The 16,709-nt window shown below is 42.3% G+C and carries 16 protein-coding genes; 9 read left to right on the top strand and 7 right to left on the bottom strand.

The window, feature by feature from the left end:
• Nucleotides 1-11: 11 nt before the first annotated feature.
• Together thiL and ACFEL9_RS14960 are read right to left on the bottom strand one after the other, a co-directional pair.
• On the bottom strand, nucleotides 12-1,043 hold the full coding sequence (gene thiL / locus ACFEL9_RS14955) for a thiamine-phosphate kinase (RefSeq protein ID WP_385891553.1): 1,032 nt from the start codon (nucleotides 1,041-1,043) through the stop codon (nucleotides 12-14).
• Nucleotides 1,040-1,819, bottom strand: coding sequence for an inositol monophosphatase family protein (locus ACFEL9_RS14960; protein WP_385891555.1), 780 nt, complete (start codon nucleotides 1,817-1,819; stop codon nucleotides 1,040-1,042). The genes thiL and ACFEL9_RS14960 overlap by 4 nt, the downstream gene beginning before the upstream one ends.
• A 210-nt stretch (nucleotides 1,820-2,029) precedes the next feature.
• Here ACFEL9_RS14960 and ACFEL9_RS14965 point away from each other — a divergent pair, with 210 nt between their 5' ends.
• The 5 genes from ACFEL9_RS14965 to mtgA all read left to right on the top strand — a co-directional run bounded on the left by ACFEL9_RS14965 (nucleotide 2,030) and on the right by mtgA (nucleotide 7,828).
• Complete coding sequence (locus ACFEL9_RS14965) at nucleotides 2,030-3,994, top strand: glycosyltransferase family 2 protein (RefSeq protein ID WP_385891557.1); 1,965 nt, start codon at nucleotides 2,030-2,032, stop codon at nucleotides 3,992-3,994.
• A gap of 153 nt (nucleotides 3,995-4,147) precedes the next feature.
• A complete protein-coding gene (locus tag ACFEL9_RS14970) occupies nucleotides 4,148-5,680 on the top strand; it encodes a GH3 family acyl-acid amido synthetase (RefSeq protein WP_385891559.1) in 1,533 nt (510 codons plus the stop codon).
• Nucleotides 5,681-5,817: 137 nt separating this feature from the next.
• Nucleotides 5,818-6,450 carry a LysE family translocator gene (locus tag ACFEL9_RS14975; RefSeq protein WP_385891560.1) on the top strand — a complete coding sequence of 211 codons (633 nt, stop codon included), beginning with the start codon at nucleotides 5,818-5,820 and terminating at the stop codon, nucleotides 6,448-6,450.
• Between the two features lie 99 nt (nucleotides 6,451-6,549).
• The gene (locus ACFEL9_RS14980) at nucleotides 6,550-7,065 is read left to right on the top strand and encodes a hypothetical protein (protein ID WP_385891563.1); all 516 of its coding nucleotides are present in this window, start codon (nucleotides 6,550-6,552) and stop codon (nucleotides 7,063-7,065) included.
• 43 nt (nucleotides 7,066-7,108) lie between these two features.
• Complete coding sequence (mtgA, locus tag ACFEL9_RS14985; RefSeq protein ID WP_385891566.1) at nucleotides 7,109-7,828, top strand: monofunctional biosynthetic peptidoglycan transglycosylase; 720 nt, start codon at nucleotides 7,109-7,111, stop codon at nucleotides 7,826-7,828.
• A gap of 33 nt (nucleotides 7,829-7,861) precedes the next feature.
• On the opposite strand, the gene ACFEL9_RS14990 is transcribed toward mtgA, so the two are convergent.
• Nucleotides 7,862-8,452, bottom strand: a complete 591-nt coding sequence (locus ACFEL9_RS14990) for an AAA family ATPase (RefSeq protein ID WP_385891568.1) — start codon at nucleotides 8,450-8,452, stop codon at nucleotides 7,862-7,864.
• 108 nt (nucleotides 8,453-8,560) lie between these two features.
• On the opposite strand from ACFEL9_RS14990, the gene ACFEL9_RS14995 reads away from it, so the two are divergent.
• Entirely contained in the window at nucleotides 8,561-8,959 is a 399-nt protein-coding gene (locus ACFEL9_RS14995) for an Hsp20/alpha crystallin family protein (protein ID WP_385891571.1), read from the top strand.
• A 158-nt stretch (nucleotides 8,960-9,117) separates the two neighbouring features.
• On the opposite strand, the gene pnuC is transcribed toward ACFEL9_RS14995, so the two are convergent.
• The 4 genes from pnuC to ACFEL9_RS15015 form a co-directional block, all read right to left on the bottom strand.
• Nucleotides 9,118-9,753, bottom strand: a complete 636-nt coding sequence (gene pnuC, locus ACFEL9_RS15000; protein ID WP_385891574.1) for a nicotinamide riboside transporter PnuC — start codon at nucleotides 9,751-9,753, stop codon at nucleotides 9,118-9,120.
• Between the two features lie 76 nt (nucleotides 9,754-9,829).
• Nucleotides 9,830-9,955, bottom strand: coding sequence for a hypothetical protein (locus ACFEL9_RS15005; protein WP_385891575.1), 126 nt, complete (start codon nucleotides 9,953-9,955; stop codon nucleotides 9,830-9,832).
• 3 nt (nucleotides 9,956-9,958) lie between these two features.
• Complete coding sequence (gene mddA, locus ACFEL9_RS15010; protein ID WP_385891578.1) at nucleotides 9,959-10,702, bottom strand: methanethiol S-methyltransferase; 744 nt, start codon at nucleotides 10,700-10,702, stop codon at nucleotides 9,959-9,961.
• Nucleotides 10,703-10,746: 44 nt separating this feature from the next.
• Nucleotides 10,747-11,334: an OsmC family protein gene (locus ACFEL9_RS15015; protein WP_385891581.1), complete on the bottom strand. Its 588-nt coding sequence runs from the start codon at nucleotides 11,332-11,334 to the stop codon at nucleotides 10,747-10,749.
• Nucleotides 11,335-11,808: 474 nt separating this feature from the next.
• Here ACFEL9_RS15015 and ACFEL9_RS15020 point away from each other — a divergent pair, with 474 nt between their 5' ends.
• The 3 genes from ACFEL9_RS15020 (at nucleotide 11,809) to ACFEL9_RS15030 (ending at nucleotide 16,705) form a co-directional block, all read left to right on the top strand.
• A complete protein-coding gene (locus tag ACFEL9_RS15020) occupies nucleotides 11,809-14,931 on the top strand; it encodes a sensor histidine kinase (RefSeq protein ID WP_385891584.1) in 3,123 nt (1,040 codons plus the stop codon).
• Nucleotides 14,932-14,943: 12 nt separating this feature from the next.
• Nucleotides 14,944-15,693: a LytR/AlgR family response regulator transcription factor gene (locus ACFEL9_RS15025; protein WP_385891587.1), complete on the top strand. Its 750-nt coding sequence runs from the start codon at nucleotides 14,944-14,946 to the stop codon at nucleotides 15,691-15,693.
• Between the two features lie 127 nt (nucleotides 15,694-15,820).
• Nucleotides 15,821-16,705, top strand: coding sequence for an alpha/beta hydrolase family protein (locus ACFEL9_RS15030; protein ID WP_385891590.1), 885 nt, complete (start codon nucleotides 15,821-15,823; stop codon nucleotides 16,703-16,705).
• The last annotated feature ends 4 nt before the right edge of the window (nucleotides 16,706-16,709 follow it).

Genomic DNA, 16,709 nt, shown 5'->3' on the forward strand with positions numbered 1-16,709 from the left:
CCAGGGTCTGCTTATTTTAAATGATTCCAGCCTTGCGCCGTGATCGGGTGTTTGCTTCCCCCTTTGGTAATAATGGTTGGCTTCTGCTCCGGCTCCGTCATATATCCTATTACACTGATCTGTTCATTCAATACCAATTTATCATAATCGGCCTGCGGTAGCGTAAATAATAATTCATAATCTTCACCCCCACTCAGCGCACAGGCCGTCGGATCAATCTCAAACTTATAAGCCGCAGTTTTCATCTCTTCAGCTATGGGTATTTTGTCTTCATACAGCACGCAGCCCACATTGCTTTGCTGGCATATATGTAATATGTCGGAACTAAGGCCATCGCTTACATCCATCATAGCTGTGGGCATAATACCGGACTGCGCAAAAAATTCAATGATATCTTTTCTTGCCTCGGGTTTTAACAGCTTGCCAATCACATAGGATTCCCCCTCCAGGTCGGGCTGTACTCCCGGGCTCTCCACAAAGATCTTTTTTTCCCGTTCCATAAAAAGCAATCCTACATAAGCGGCGCCCAGGTCACCGGTTACACAAAGCAGGTCACCTTTTTTTGCGGTACTTCTTTTTACATATTTGTCAGGGGCCACTTCACCCACTGCCGTTACAGCAATAATAAAGCCCTTTTGGGATGAGGTGGTATCACCACCGACCAGGTCTACATCATAAGCCTCACAGGCGGCATATACGCCTTCATAAAATTCATCCAGCGCCTCCACGCTAAACCGGTTGCTGATGCCAAGCCCAATGATTATCTGCGTTGGCGTCGCATTCATGGCATAGATATCACTGAGGTTAACCACCACACTTTTATAACCCAAATGCTTAAGTGGGGTGTACATAAGATCAAAATGAACACCCTCCACCAACAGGTCGGTGGTGATCACCGTCTGTTTGCCAAAATGATCGATCACCGCTGCATCATCGCCCACTCCCAACAAGGAAGAAGCATTTTGCAGCTCAATGTTCTTCGTCAAGTGATCAATCAGGCCAAACTCTCCTAGTGAAGATATTTCTGTACGTTCGTTGCTCATAAACTTTTTTGGTTATTGATTACAGCAAGAAGGTCATCATGAATTTTTCCATTGGTAGCCAAAATCCGGTGTTGATAAGGAGAAAACTTTCCCCCGGTAAAATCGGTCACTTTACCTCCCGCTTCTTCCACAATTATAAATCCGGCGGCGCTGTCCCAGGCTTCCAGTTTGTGTTCATAAAATCCATCAAAACGACCGGCCGCTACCCAACAAAGATCAATAGCCGCAGATCCCAATCTTCTTACAGGGACTCCCTTGCGGATAAATCGCTCAAAAACTTCCAACGGTCCATTGGGCATGTCTAAGTAAGTGTAGGGAAAACCAGTAACAAGACAGGCTTTTATTGCATCTGTTTCAGCACTTACACGGATCGGGTTGCCATTTAAGGTTGAACCCTTTCCTTTTTCTGCAAAAAACAACTCGTTCAGGTGCGGATTATATACAGCACCCATGATCACTTCTCCTTCATGCTCTACTGCGATTGATACACAGTTCAGCGGAATACCATGCGCAAAATTGATAGTACCATCAATCGGGTCAATGATCCATTTATAATTGGAGTCCTGCACAATCTTACCAGCTTCTTCGCTCAGGATATAATGATCAGGAAAGTTGGCTTTTATGACAGCCATGATTGCCTTTTCAGACGCATGATCAGCTTCCGTTACAGGATTATTAATGCCTTCTTTATTGGTTATCTTAAATTCTTTGTTGAAAAACCGGACTATTTCTGCAGCGCCGGCCTTTGCGGCTTCTATAAGGGTATTTTTAAGCATGGGCAAAGATAACCACAGAATGCACTGATTGAAATGATTTCACAGATTACGGAGCTTCATCACCGGCGACATGAATTGAGTTATTTATACTAAAAACCGCATACTTTAGGAATCACCGGCGTAGAACAACAAGAAATTCTTTCAGGCTATGATAGAACTCCTATTTTTGGAACAAATCATCAAATTTTTCCGCAGTGGGCGGACCAGGGCATGGATATCTCGGTTATAATAGTTAATTATAATGTGAAACATTTTTTAGAACAGTGTCTTTATGCTGTTCAAAAAGCAAGTGCCGGCCTGGAGACTGAGATTATTGTAATTGACAATAATTCCTCTGATAACAGCATTAACTACCTCCGCCCATCATTCCCCGATACCCGTTTCATAGCGAACACCGAAAATTTTGGTTTTGCTAAAGCCTGTAACCAGGGATTGCAGTTGGCAACGGGCAAATACATTTTGTTTTTAAACCCTGACACGATAGTCCCGGAAGATTGCTTCCAAAAATGTTTGGCCTTTTTTGAAACGCATCCTGGTGCGGGAGCATTGGGCATTAAAATGATCGATGGCAGCGGACGTTTTTTAAAAGAGTCCAAGCGTTCATTTCCGTCACCACTTACTTCGCTGTTTAAATTGTTTGGTTTGTCAAGGTTGTTTCCGCACTCCAGGTTATTTTCCAGTTATCATCTCGGGCACCTGGATAAAAACAATGATCATGAAATAGATGTATTGGCCGGAGCATTTATGATGATAAGAAAAGAAGTATTGAAAAAAACCGGTGGCTTTGATGAAATATTTTTTATGTATGGCGAGGATGTGGATCTGAGCTATCGCATACAAAAAACACCATGTGATGCCACCGGCGAAAACTATAAGAATTATTATTTTTCAGGTAGCAGTATCATACATTTCAAAGGTGAAAGTACCAAGCGGGGAAGCATGAACTATGTGCGGATGTTTTATAATGCGATGAGCATTTTTGTCCGAAAACATTATGGAGGCAACCGGGCTGGCTTTTTTAACCTGTTAATTCATCTTGGTATCTGGATAAGGGCCGTGCTGGCAGGCATCGGCCGGTTTATTCGCCTGGTAGGGTTGCCGTTGATTGATGCAGGCCTGATCATGCTTAGCTTTTGGACCATCAGGAAGATCTGGGGTAGTTATGTTCGACCCGAAGTGCAATATGATGACCGCCTGCTGTGGATTGCTATTCCGGCTTTTACTATTTTATATTTATTGACGGCTTATTATGCGGGGCTTTACGATCGCTGGTATAAACGATCGGAACTGGTTCGTTCTACACTAATTGCCACAATTGTTTTGCTGGCCTGTTATTCATTGCTGCCGGAGCAATACCGGTTTTCAAGAGCCATTATTTTATTTGGAGCCATTTTATCTTTTATTGTTATTGGTTTGCTTCGCAGGATATTGGTAGCTTCAAAAGTCCTGGCAGCCGCCAAACAGCAGGAAGAGCATGCCAGCACCCTGATTGTTGCTTCGTCGTCAGAATACGAAACCGTGCTTCAGCTGATGCATGATGCCGGCATGAAAGAAAAGGTATTGGGACGGGTAGCCGTTACGGAGAATGATCAGTCGGCCATTGGTTATTGGTCGAAATTAAATTTGCTGTACAAGGCTGTTCCCTTTAAAGAAGTAATTTTTTGTGAGGGAACACTTTCGTTTAAAAATATTATTGAGGCCCTGGAGCAATCAGCTGGTGAAAAAAAGATAAAAATTCATGCAACCGGCAGCCACAGCATTGTTGGAAGCGAGTCAAAAGACAGTTTGGGTGAGTATGTATCAAGAGAAAATGGACTTAACCTGGCAGATCCTTATAACCGGCGCATAAAAAGATTGCAGGACCTGTTTATTTCCTTTACGGCAATCATTAGTTTTCCGTTGCACTTTATTTGGGTAAAAAAGCCGCTGCGGTTTTTTACAAATTGCTTTGGAATATTGTTTGGCCAAAAAACATGGGTAGGATATGCGGCGGATGGGAAAAACCTTCCCGACCTGCGACCTGCAGTACTTGCCTGCAATGGAATTCCGAAAACGATCAAACAGGAATTATCTGCGGATAGCCTGCAGATGATCGATTATTGGTATGCCCGGGACTATGAACCAGTGCAGGATTTAAAGCTGGTATGGAAGATGTATAGAAGACTGGGTGGATAAAAAAAATAAGCAAGAGGCAACAGGCAATTATACCTTATTGTGGCCCATGCTTCGGTTTGCCTATTGTCTATTGCCCATTGCCTGTTATATTCGCAGCCCTTTTTAAAATATACAATGTGTAACTTTAAGCCACGACGTTAGAAGATTGCAAACATGGCAAATATTATTGATATAAAACTTCCGAAAGCAATTGCCACCGCATTGCGTATTCCTCCTAATGATGCTCGTCGTCAGCAGGTGAGAGTATTGAAAAAGCTATTGAAAAAAGCAAGATTTACGGAGTTTGGCCAGCAATACCATTTTGATGATGCGTTATTAAGTAAAAACGTCGCCAGGAAATTCCAGGAACTGGTGCCGGTGCATGATTACAACAAAATATACGAGGAATGGTGGAAGAAAACCCTGGACGGGGTACCGGATGTAACCTGGCCTGGTAAGATTAAATACTATGCCCTCAGCTCCGGCACTTCCGAAGCGGCCAGTAAATATATTCCTGTTACAAAAGACCTCTTGCGGAGTAATAGTGTGAATTATATCCGCCAGCTCATCAGCGTTTTTGGCTATGAAGATGCGAACCGAAAAGCATTGACAAAGGGCTTCCTGATGTTGGGAGGCGCTACCGATCTGCAAAAAGGAAAAGCGGGTTGGTATGCGGGAGACCTGAGTGGAATACTGGCGAAAAAAAGACCTTTTTGGTTCCAGACATTCTATAAGCCCGGTGGTCGTATAGCGGCGATGAAAGACTGGAATCAAAAGTTGAACGAGATCGTCGAACATGCGAAAGACTGGGATATCGGCTATATAGTGGGGGTTCCTGCCTGGTGCCAGATGTGTATGGAAATGGTGATCGAACATTATAAACTGCAAAACATACATGAGATATGGCCCAACTTTGGGGTGTTTGTACATGGCGGCGTTTCTTTTGCACCGTATAAAAAAGGATTTGAAAAATTGTTGGGTAAACCCATCGTCTACATCGAAAATTATTTATCCAGCGAAGGGTTTATTGGTTATAAAACAAGAGAGCATGCAAAAGGAATGGAACTGATATTGAATAATAATATCTTTTTTGAGTTTGTTCCTTTTGATGACAAAAACTTCGATAGTGAAGGAAAGATGGTGGACAAGCCCGAAACCAAAATGATTCATGAAGTAGAAGAGGGTAAAGAATATGCATTGCTCATGAGCACCAATGCGGGCTCCTGGCGTTATCTCATTGGCGATACCATCAAGTTTGTTGACCTGGAAAGGCATGAAGTAGCGATCACCGGTCGAACCAAACATTTTTTGAGCCTGGTGGGTGAGCATCTGAGTGTGGAAAATATGAATCGGGCCATTCAACTGGTCAGCGAAGAATTTAATATCAGTATACCCGAGTACACAATTGTAGGATTTCCCTATCAAAGTTTTTTTGCGCATAGATGGTATGTAGCTACCGATGACAAAGTAGATGCGGAAAAATTGAGAAAGCGAATTGACGAAAACCTGCGCATGCTGAATGATGATTATGCTACCGAAAGAGACAGTGCTTTGAAAGAAGTTTTCCTGGAAGTGTTACCGGAAGAAAAATTCCTGGAGTTTATGAAGTTAAAAGGAAAGTTGGGAAGCCAGCATAAATTTCCACGGGTGATGAAAGGAAAAATGCTGGAAGACTGGAACCGGTATCTCGAAACCGGGAAAGTATGATCAATTGTCCATCCATTCATATTAGTAATGATGCTTTGCAAACAATAAAACTTTTGTAAAACACGCATCTTTTCATATACTTCTTACTTTAACTTGGTTTACCGTACTTCGCAGTTCTAACTTCGTACTTTCTCATTATGCTGGAAGCTTTCCTCAAAGGAATAACGGTTGGTTTTTTGCTGAGCCTCGCAGTTGGCCCAGTTGTATTTTCTATAATCAAGCAAAGTCTTAATAACGGCCATAAGGGAGGAATGGCATTTGTTCTTGGCGTATCAGCAAGTGATATTGCCTTAGTGCTGATCAGCAATGTATTTACCGAACTATTTAGCAGCATCAGCAGCCACCGCACACCGATCGGTATTGCAGGAAGCATTTTCCTGATTGTAATGGGCATTTATTTTTTGTTTTTTAAAAAAGTAAATGTAGACGACAGGGGACAGCAGGTATTGAGCCGCTTTCGAAAGCGAGATTATGCAAGAATATTTGCTTCTGGTTTTTTGATGAATACGCTGAACCCTGCTATTTTTCTTTTCTGGATCACCACCTCTACTACGTTTGTCAGCCATACCGTACAGCAACGACTAATTATTTTTATCACTTGCCTGCTATTCGTATTAGCAGCTGATATAGCCAAGGTGATGCTCGCCGGCAAGATCCGCAACCGGCTTACGCCGCATAATATTCATAACATCAACCGGCTGAATGGAATCATCCTTATTGGCTTTGGTATTGCCTTAATCTGGGGCCTGCTGGTTTATTCCAATACATAAAAACCAGTTACCGGCAACCAGCAACCGGAAACAACCATCTTCTGCATCAACGTTTATCTTTTAACAATTCGGTCCCGCATTGAATAGTAAGTTTGATAAATGAACCGGCTGCTCCTACTCATATTTCTTTTCTCTTCTGTGTTTTCTTATTCTCAAACAGGATATTTGTTTGTAAAAAAAGGAATAAAGAAAAAAAAGACATACACAGAAGGCGATAATATCTATCTGCGCTTGCAGAATGATAGCCTGCGGTATGGCATGATCACAAGATTGATGAATGATACCATCTACTTAAGTGGCTGGCCCATTCCCCGTGTTTCTGTAAAAGAGGTAATTATTCGACGCAGGGAAAAGAAGCGGTTTCATGTGCCGGTAAAAGATCTGTTGCTGATCACTGGCGGCGTTGTCCTTGTGACCGGTGGCCTCACACTGAGTGACCAGGCTGATTTTAAAGAAGCGTTGACAGCCGGTCTTGTAATGGGTTATGGTCCACTTGCTGTTGGTTATTTAAAAAGTAAAATTTCGCTAAAGCGAAAAAAATACCGGATCGGCAAAAAATTCAGGCTGCAGGTTCTTGATTTTTATATTCCCCGTCAACGGCAACGGGCTTTTTAAAGCCCCCACTGCAAGGATTTAATTTTTAATATTGCAGCGCAAAATGAAAACAAAAGGATTTTTCCCGAAGCTATGGCGATGGATTAAAAGGATCTTCATTATTCTTTTCATTGCTCAATTCGTTTATATCATTTTATTAAAATGGGTAAACCCGCCCGTGACCCTCACGCAGTTGATGAGTTGGATAACCGGTCATGGATTGAAGCGGGATTATGTGAGCTATTCATCCATGTCGTACAATGCAAAGCTGGCCGTTATTGCATCTGAAGACCAGCTTTTTGCTGATCATGGTGGCTTTGATTGGAAAAGCATTCAAAAAGCCATGAAGTATAATGAGCGGAAACCAGGCCGTATCAGGGGAGCCAGTACGATCAGCCAGCAGGTAGCCAAAAATGTATTTCTGTGGCAGGGAAAAAGTTTTATCCGTAAAGGGCTGGAAGCTTATTTCACTTTTATGATTGAACGAATATGGGGTAAGAAGAGAATATTGGAAATGTATTTGAATGTAAGTGAAATGGGAGAAGGCGTTTTTGGTATCGAACGGGCAGCAAATATTTATTTTAATAAATCTGCGGGTAATCTTAGCCGACAGGAAGCTGCGCTGGTGGCGGCCTGCCTTCCTAATCCCAAGCGATTGAAAGTAAAACCAGCTTCTAATTACGTAATGGCCCGGTCAAGAAAAATCGTTCAGCAAATGAATTTTTTATATCCTGACCCCGATATCCAGGAAGTGATACTGATAAAGAATAGTAAAATAAAATAACCACGGAGTTTTACAAAGCGTCGTGATGACACATCATAATTTATCAACAGCAGCAATTGCTTTCTGCAGCCGTTCTTCATAGCTACCACTGATATCTACCCAGGGCGTTGATTGATTTATCATAATGTCTTTATAGATAAAATATAACTTACGTCTTGTCTCCAGGTCCGGGTATTCCCGCAACTCATCTTTTATCCAGGGCATATCTACATTGCAAAGCAGGTATAGATCATATTTTCTTTGAACGATCTGATCAAGGATAAAGCGATGACAATTGCCAAATACAAATTCACACCATACTTTCATTACATACATCTCGGTGTCGATGAAAAGAAGTGAGTCGCGACGATGGCTGTCGGGAGTGGTCAGTGGCGAATGAAAGTCAGCATTGGTTTCAACTTTTGACTTTTGACTTTTCATAGTCAAAACATATTTGTCTTCACCTGCCAGTTGTCCTTTTGCCACAGTCAGCAGATCTTCATAGCTGTAGTTGGTTCCGTTTTTCAACAAAAACTCTCTTGCATATTCGGGGCACCATTTTGTTTGATACTGTTTTGCCAGCAATTCGCATAAGGTACTTTTTCCGGTGCTTTCAGGTCCAATGACAACTACTTTTTTCAACATAGGTGCAATTTAACGTGTTGATCTTTCAGTATAGTACCGGTCAAAACATTTTTTATTCGTCTCTTGTTATCATTAAGTAATTAAATTTTTCACTTAAACAAAACAGACATGAACTACAATCAGTCTTGTGCCGCAAAAGGCAATTATCCCGGAAGCAGGAACCGGCACCTGTTCATCCGATCTATGCAAAGAGCTGCCGTGAATGTGTACAAAACAGATACAAGTTTTGAAATGCTTGTATTTGCTCCTGGTCGTATCAAAGAAAACTTTAGCCTGGGTGTAAAAGGAAATGAACTTACTATTTCTTACACACCACCTGAAGGCTTTCCTAAGTTCGATTGGGTACAACGGGAATATAGTCGTGGTGGTTTTGAGAGAACCTTTACACTGGATGATACCATTGACACTACAGCTATCACTGCAAAGTATGAAGATGGTGTACTACAGGTAAGCCTGCCACTCATTCCCGGGAAAGAAGCAAAAAGCCAGGAGATCAAAGTGAATTAAAGGGAGTGAGTTTGTAAAAGCTAAGAGGTCGTCAAAAGAATTTTCTCGCAAAGGCCGCGAAGAAAGCAAAGAACGCAGCGATTTGAAAACTACTCATTCTTCGTTGCGTCGCTTCTCACTTTGCGATACTGAGCGAAGTCGAAGTATGCGTGAAATTATTAAGCTTTTGAGGCCTCTTTTTTTGCCCTTCGTTTCCACTCTGTCAATCCCCAGAAGGCCATAACTAATAGCACTGCGTACAATACACTGGTAAAAACCAGCTGCTTGAAAAAATACAACGGGATAGAAGCAATATTCGTTGCGATCCACCAGTACCAGCTCTCCACTTTTTTCTTTGCCATCAACCACATACCGGTAAAGGCTGTAGCAGTAGCAAAAGAATCACCCCAGGGAATTACACCGCTGAAAAAAGCATCTTTTAAATAGGTAAGCGAAAAGAAGAAGGCGAGATATAAAGCAAAAAAGAAACCCAATTGCTGTAACCATTCTTTTTGGTTAGAATAAGAGATCACCACTACGTGGTGTTGCTGCTCATCTTTTTTGGCCCATAATACCCAGCCATAAATACTCATGACGGTGTAATAAAAATTAACGGTTGCTTCGCCGATAAGATGATATTTAAAACTGATATAGCTATAAATAATCGTACTGATCAGTCCAACAGGGTAAACCAAAATATTTTCAATTCTGCTAAACCACACACTGGCAATTCCGGCAAATACAGCGATATATTCAAGTAGGGTGGTGTTTCTTATACCGTCGACAAACTGTTGATAAAATTCTTGTATTGACAAAGCCTTAGTTTGCTGTAAACATAATTAAAAAAGCAAACCCTGCAGAGGTTTGCTTTGACACCTTTAACCGCCCTTATTATTCCAATAATTTATACCCGGCGTAGAGAAAGAGAAACCCTTTTATCAAACACCAGCACAAATAAATGAACAATGCTTTTTTTCCATATTTTTTAAACCAGGCAGTCGCCAGTAATCGTTTCATCGGTTACTCTTTAGCTGTTTTTCTTTTTGAAAAAGGAATCAGCATCGGCGCCCATTTTTTATAGCTCCGGTATTTTTCTCCAAAGTGAGTGATAAGATCCCGCTCTTCAAATTGTATGGCTGTGAGAATATATCCTGTTGTGAGAATAGCGAATAATAAATGTGCAATCGTCATTACCGGCGTTGACCAAAAAGCTACCAGGAAACCCATGTATAAAGGATGACGTACTAATTTGTATAACCCGGGCAACCGGAATGGCAATGGCGCATAAGGCTTGCCATTAAAATACAACCAAACCTGCCGCAGCCCAAACAAGTCAAAGTGGTTGATCAAAAATGTACTCACGAATACGATGCCCCAACCTGACAGGTATAGAATGAGTAAGATGGTTTTTGCAACTCCGTTTTCAACAGACCAAACAATGCCACCAATCGGCTGCCATTGCCACATCATCAACATCAGGCAAAGACTCGACAGCAAAACAAAACTGCTTCGTTCCAGTTCGGATGGAATAATGCGTGTCCACCAGCGTTTAAAAGCAGGTCTTGCCATAATGCTGTGCTGCAAGGCGAATAACAGCAATAAAGAGGCATTGATAAGAATAGCCGTTAAAAGAGAGACTTCCGGCTCTCCATCGATAGTTTTGGGCACCGCGATATTGCCGACAAAACCAATGGCATATAAAATGGTTCCAAAAAAGGCGAAATAGCTGATAATGCCATATAGCAGGAACAATATTTTTTTCATAAATGATAAGTGTTAATGGTTAATGAATTTGAATAGGAAAAACTTCAGGCAGCTTCGGCTTTGGAGGCACCCGCATCAAGACTGACTTTTACCGGCACCGCATTTTTAATGATGTCGAAAACAGGAGAGAAAGCAGGGCCAAGTTTTAATATTTCTTCTTTTTGATCTTCTGAGAAATTTCCTTCGATCAAAAATTTAACCCTGATCTCTTTATAGCCGTTTCGTACAAATGGTTCGATACCCAGGAAACCCCGCAGGTCGAAATCGCCTTCCAGTTCGCAACTTGCTTTTTTAATTTCATAGCCTCTCGCAGCTGCGTGATAAACTAATGAAGTGGTCAGGCAACCGGCTAATGCATGCAGTACAAACTCTGCCGGGTTAGGTGCCTGGTCCATTCCTAATAACACTTCCGGCTCGTCATTGTCGTACACAAAAGTCTGGCGGCGGGTTGTATCTTCCTGGCCGGCGCCATAAAATTCGCGGATGATGGACCGGTTGTGTCCACCGTCGACCCAGTTATTACTTAGGCGGAAATTAAATTTTGCCAGGTCAGGCTGCGCCCGGATGGCTGCTATCGTTGCTGACAGCCGGCCCAGGTTCACTCCGTTCATGGCATTGATCGTTGTTTGCATTGGTTTAATGTTTTATGGTGTTAAGAATTGATTACCCTGTGATAATTGACATTGAATCAGTGACCGATCATGTCAAGAACTAGTACGACGCTGATGAGAATGACGGGTGAAAAAATTTCTAAAGCCACCCGGATGCTTTTGATAATTGATTTCATGTTGATAAGGTTTTTGTGATTGCGGGCACAAGATTACTGTTGCGATAAAGCAATTAAAACAGAAGCTTAGCCAATCGGTGGTCTTATTGCGCAGGATCGGTTTCCGGGTGAGACGGTCTTTAAGACGATAAGAAAAAACCGGGTAAGCCACCTGGTCTTGCGCTACTCAAGTGGAATTGTGTTCTGCTCACACAAACCGTAACAGTGATCAAGAGATGTTTTTATCGTCGTGTTAATAGTATTACTTACAACAGATTCATTTCAAGCCAAAATTTTGTAACTTCTTTGTTTCAAATCCATGCCGGGCCACTTCAAAATAATGTTGACCGTCATACTGCTTCCTCTTACTCTTTTTTATGGGAAAGCCCAGTACCGTTTTGACAAAGCCATTCGCCTGACAGAAGAAAACAAGCTGCCGTCCAATGATGTAAGAGCTGTGCAACTGGCTGCTGACGGGTTTGCCTGGATAGCGACGACAGATGGATTATGCAGGTTTGATGGCCAGGCCGTTAAAGTATACGCAAATAATCCGCAGGACTCCACCTCTATTTTTGCCGGAACGGTAAATGCCACCATTGCCTGGCATAATGAAATCTGGACGGCGACCAATAAAGGAATCTCAGCGCTCAATCTAAAAACAGAAAAGTTCAGGCATTACCAGGTCAATCAACCCAGGCCCATAAAAAAGGATTTTGACGGCGGTGCTTCCGTGCTATTTTGCGATAAGCAGGGCGATCTGTGGGCAGGCACTCCTTCGCAGGGAGTTTGGTTATATGATAGTGCAAAAGACAAGTTTCGCAATTTCTCTTATCCAAAAGAAGCGTACAACCCTATTTTTCCATCACTTGCCAGCAACATCACCATTCTTTCCATTGAATCTTCTACAGCCGGAGATGGTATTGTGTGGGCAGGCACCCCATCAGGTCTCGAGGAAATAAATAAAAACACCGGCGAAGTAAAATGGTACACCTTTCCACAAAAAGATAAGGACTACCAGGTTGCCGTAAATGCATTTCGTCGCCTGTATTATCATGATGACGGCTTATTGTATGTAGGAAGCTGGGGAGCCGGTATGAATATATTTGACCCTGCAAAAAAAACCTTTCAGCCATTACCGGTAAAAGATGGACCAGGAGTGGATATTTTAAAAACTCCGATAGCCCGGCTTGTTCGTAAAAGCCGGAACGAGATCTGGATTACCGCCCTGAATGGCTTAGTGCTGTATGATACGGACAAAAAAGCGATTAGTTTTTATAAATACAACAATGGTGTTAAAAATGAATTTTACGGTGTCGACTGTGTGGACAGCCTTCACCGGGTATGGCTGGGCACTATTAATGGTGTGTATTATTTTGACCCGGTGATGCAGCAGTTTGCCACTTATTCGTACGATGAATTATATGGCATTAACTGGGGCTTTGCTTTTTATCTTTCCGAAGAAGCGGATAAAAAAATTATGGTGTGTCCTCGTGAGGCGAATGCTTTTTATTTATTTGATAAGGATACAAAAACATGGATGCGGCAGGAAATACCGGAGCTAAAAAAATGGAAGCTGAAACAAATCACTATCCGGGGCTTTACAAAATTTCCGGATGGAAATTATTTTATCTCGGCCGATCAGGGCTTGTTCGTTTATAAAAAACAAACCAAACAATTAGTCCGTTATGCCAATCCGCCAAAAACACAATTTGATCAATGGGGCGATGCATTGCTGGATAAAAATGGGAATCTCTGGGTTGCTGCCAATGCGGATGGCCTGGTACAAAGAGATTTAAAAACGGGCGCACAAAGAATTTTTAAAAAGGAGCTCGTGCTGCCCGGTGAGACCTATTCGCCAAAGGTTTCCAACCTGTTTGAAGATAGTCATCATAATATTTGGTTTTCCTGCCATGATGGTTTTGGCGTGTATAGAAGCGATACAAAAGAAGTTATTGTCTTCTTACATAACCAGAACGCTCAAAATAGTTTTCCCTTTGTTAACAGTTTTGCCGAAGACAAAAAAGGAAGAATCTGGATCAACAACAGTGATTCGTGGATTGGCTATGCACATATCGATTCTGTCGAAAAAGGAATAGTAAAAAAAGTGAGCCTGGAAGAAAAAGGCATCGTTAATAAAGCCATTCATTTAGCTACCGATAAAGGCGGCACAGTATGGGGCTACAATAAAAAATATCTTTTCAAAGTGGCCGACCCCGAAAAACCCTTTGCTTTATTCAGCTTTGATTACGGGATAAGCAATCCTGATTTTTTTCATTTCTCTTTCTTATCAACCGGTGAAATGATATTTGGCGGAAGAAACAGCATCACGTTAGCTAACCCTATGGAGTTAAGGAGAAATAAAGAACTGCCTGTTCCCTATGTGGTGCAGGTAAAATTATTAAACCAGCATGTCTCCCGGTCTCTTTTTAGTGAAAACCAGTTGAACCTTAATCACCGGCAAAATTTTTTCGCCCTGTCTTTTTCGGCAAAGGCCTACACTATGTCACAGGCAACTAAATTTCGTTACCGGCTAAAAGGATTTGATGACTGGATTGAAACCCGCGAGGACAGGCTCGCCAATTATACCAATGTACCGCCAGGCAATTATACTTTCCAACTGCAGGCCGCTAACAATGAAGGTATTTGGAACCAGCAACTGCTGGAGTTGCCCGTACACATCAAAACACCCTGGTGGCAAGCCTGGTGGTTTAAGATCATTACATTAATAGCGATAGTGTTGTTTACCGGGTGGCTGTACCAGTATCGTATCGGCCAGATCAGGAAAAAAGAACAGCTCCGGTCACAGTATGAAAAAAAATTGGCGAACGTTGAAATGAGTGCTTTATTGGCACAAATGAATCCCCATTTTTTATTCAACAGCCTCAATTCTATCGACAGCTATATTATCCGAAATGAATCAAAGAAAGCGTCAGAATACCTCAATAATTTTGCAAGGCTGGTCCGCCTGATCCTGCAAAACTCCAGGTCAAACTATATCAGCCTGAAAGATGAGCTGGAATCATTGGATTTATACCTGCAGATGGAAAGCCTGCGATTTGCCAATCGTTTTTCCTATGAAATAAAAGTAATGCCCGATATTGATGTTGCTTCAGTGTTGATCCCGCCTATGTTAATACAGCCTTATGTTGAAAATGCAATCTGGCATGGCCTGATGCACAAGAAAGATGGTGTTGACGGAAAAGTGGAGTTGCTTATCACAAAAAAAGAAGACAACCTGTTTTGCGTAATACAGGATAATGGCATCGGCCGCGAAAAAGCAGAGGCTCTCAGGGCCAGGCACCCCGGTAACCGAAAAAGATCCATGGGCATGCAGATCACGAAGGACAGGATTGAAATGATCAATAAATTATACAACACCAATACTACGATGCAGGTGATTGACCTGCATGATAAAGACGGCAACCCTAAGGGAACAAGAGTAGAATTAATGATCCCCATTTAAAAAAATGTCGCAATGATAAAAGCCGTGATAATTGACGATGAACAGCACAGTATTGACACGCTGAAGTGGAAACTGGAGAACTACTGTTCAGAAGTGGCCGTGCAGGCTTCCTTTGATTCACCTGCCGAAGGCATAAAGTATTTAAAAAATAATCCACCCGACCTTTTGTTCCTGGATATTCAAATGCCGATGCTGAACGGCTTTGACGTGCTGGAAGAGCTGGGCCGTGATTTGCCTTTCGATATTATTTTCATTACAGCCTATGATAATTTCGGTATACAGGCAGTCAAATTCAGTGCGCTGGACTACCTGCTAAAACCGGTACAAAACCGCGAACTCAAAGAAGCCATCGACAAGCATTTGAAGAAGAAAGTAAATAAGGTGCCGCCGGAGCAAATCGAAATACTGCTAAGTAATGTGCAGGCTGAGAAAAAAGGAAAGTCGGGTAAAATAGCGCTGGCATCTAAAGAAAGTATTGAATTTGTGGATCCGCAGCAGATCATCTGCTGCGAAGCCAATAGCAACTACACCAATGTATACCTGGCAGAAGGCCGGAAAAAAGTGATCTCCAAAACATTAAAAGAGTTTGAAGATATGCTTAGCCTCTATGATTTTTTCCGGCCACACAATTCCTATCTTATCAACCTGAAAAGGGTAAAAGAGTTTATCCGTGGCGACGGTGGCTACCTGGTCATGGAAAATAAAATGAAGGTATTGGTCTCCAAGACAAAAAGGGAAGAACTGATGGAATTATTGGCCTGATAGGCAATGCTTCAACTCAACAAGCCGTCATTATACTCATACAAACTACTGTTTGGATAAATACCCGTTTTCTGCCAGCCTTCTTCCTGCCATCTTTGTACCAGGTCAAGGATTAAGATAGTATCATATGCAGGAAAAGAAGAAAATAAGGACAAAAGACGGGAGGACGATCAGTGTAACATGTTATTGTGCAAGTGAGCCCATCGGCAGGTGCATCATCATCGCACCGGCTGTACAGGTAGTGCAAAAAGATTATAGTTCATTTGCTGTCTTTTTTCAGCAGCAGGGATACCATGTCATCACCTTTGATTACCGTGGTGTCGGCACTTCGGCACCGGCACTCTTAAAGGGTTTTGACGCAGGACTGCATCAATGGGCCGTACAGGACACTGATGCGGTTATTCGTTTTGTGCGGGCAAGCTTTTTGAACCAGGAGTTGATTTATATAGGTCACGGCATCGGCGGTGAAATGATTGGGTTGGTTCCCGCCAGTCAATACATCAATAAGCTGGTGTTGGTCAGTAGTGCTCTATCGTGCAAAAAACTCTGGCCATGGAAAGGGCGGTTAAGGATTTTTGTGATGAAAAAAATTGCCCGCCTGGCCAACTGGTGGTACGGCTATTTTCCCGGCACACGTTTAGGTTTGTTTCGTGATCTGCCCAAAGGCGTAGTACACGAGTGGGCCGACTGGTGTAATAATCCAAACGGGTTGTTTGACGTATTTCCCGATAACAATTACCGCAAGCTGCAGGTGCCCTTGCTTTGTGTTAGCTTTTCAGATGACTGGCTGACGCCGCAAAAAGGAGTGGATGGTTTACTCAGTTATTTTTCCAGCGCTGGTATCACCCGCTATCATGTAGACGCGGAGACATTGGCTGTGAAAAGAAAAAAGAACTTTTGTTTTTTTGAATTGCAGTTAAAGTCAACCCTATGGATGATGCTAAAGGAATGGCTGGAAGAAGAACCGGCAAAGGATTATCCCTATATACAAAACATATCTTCATTCAAATGATCGG

It is taken from the genome of Terrimonas alba (genome assembly GCF_042434975.1).
In the GTDB taxonomy this organism is placed as follows: domain Bacteria; phylum Bacteroidota; class Bacteroidia; order Chitinophagales; family Chitinophagaceae; genus Terrimonas_B; species Terrimonas_B alba.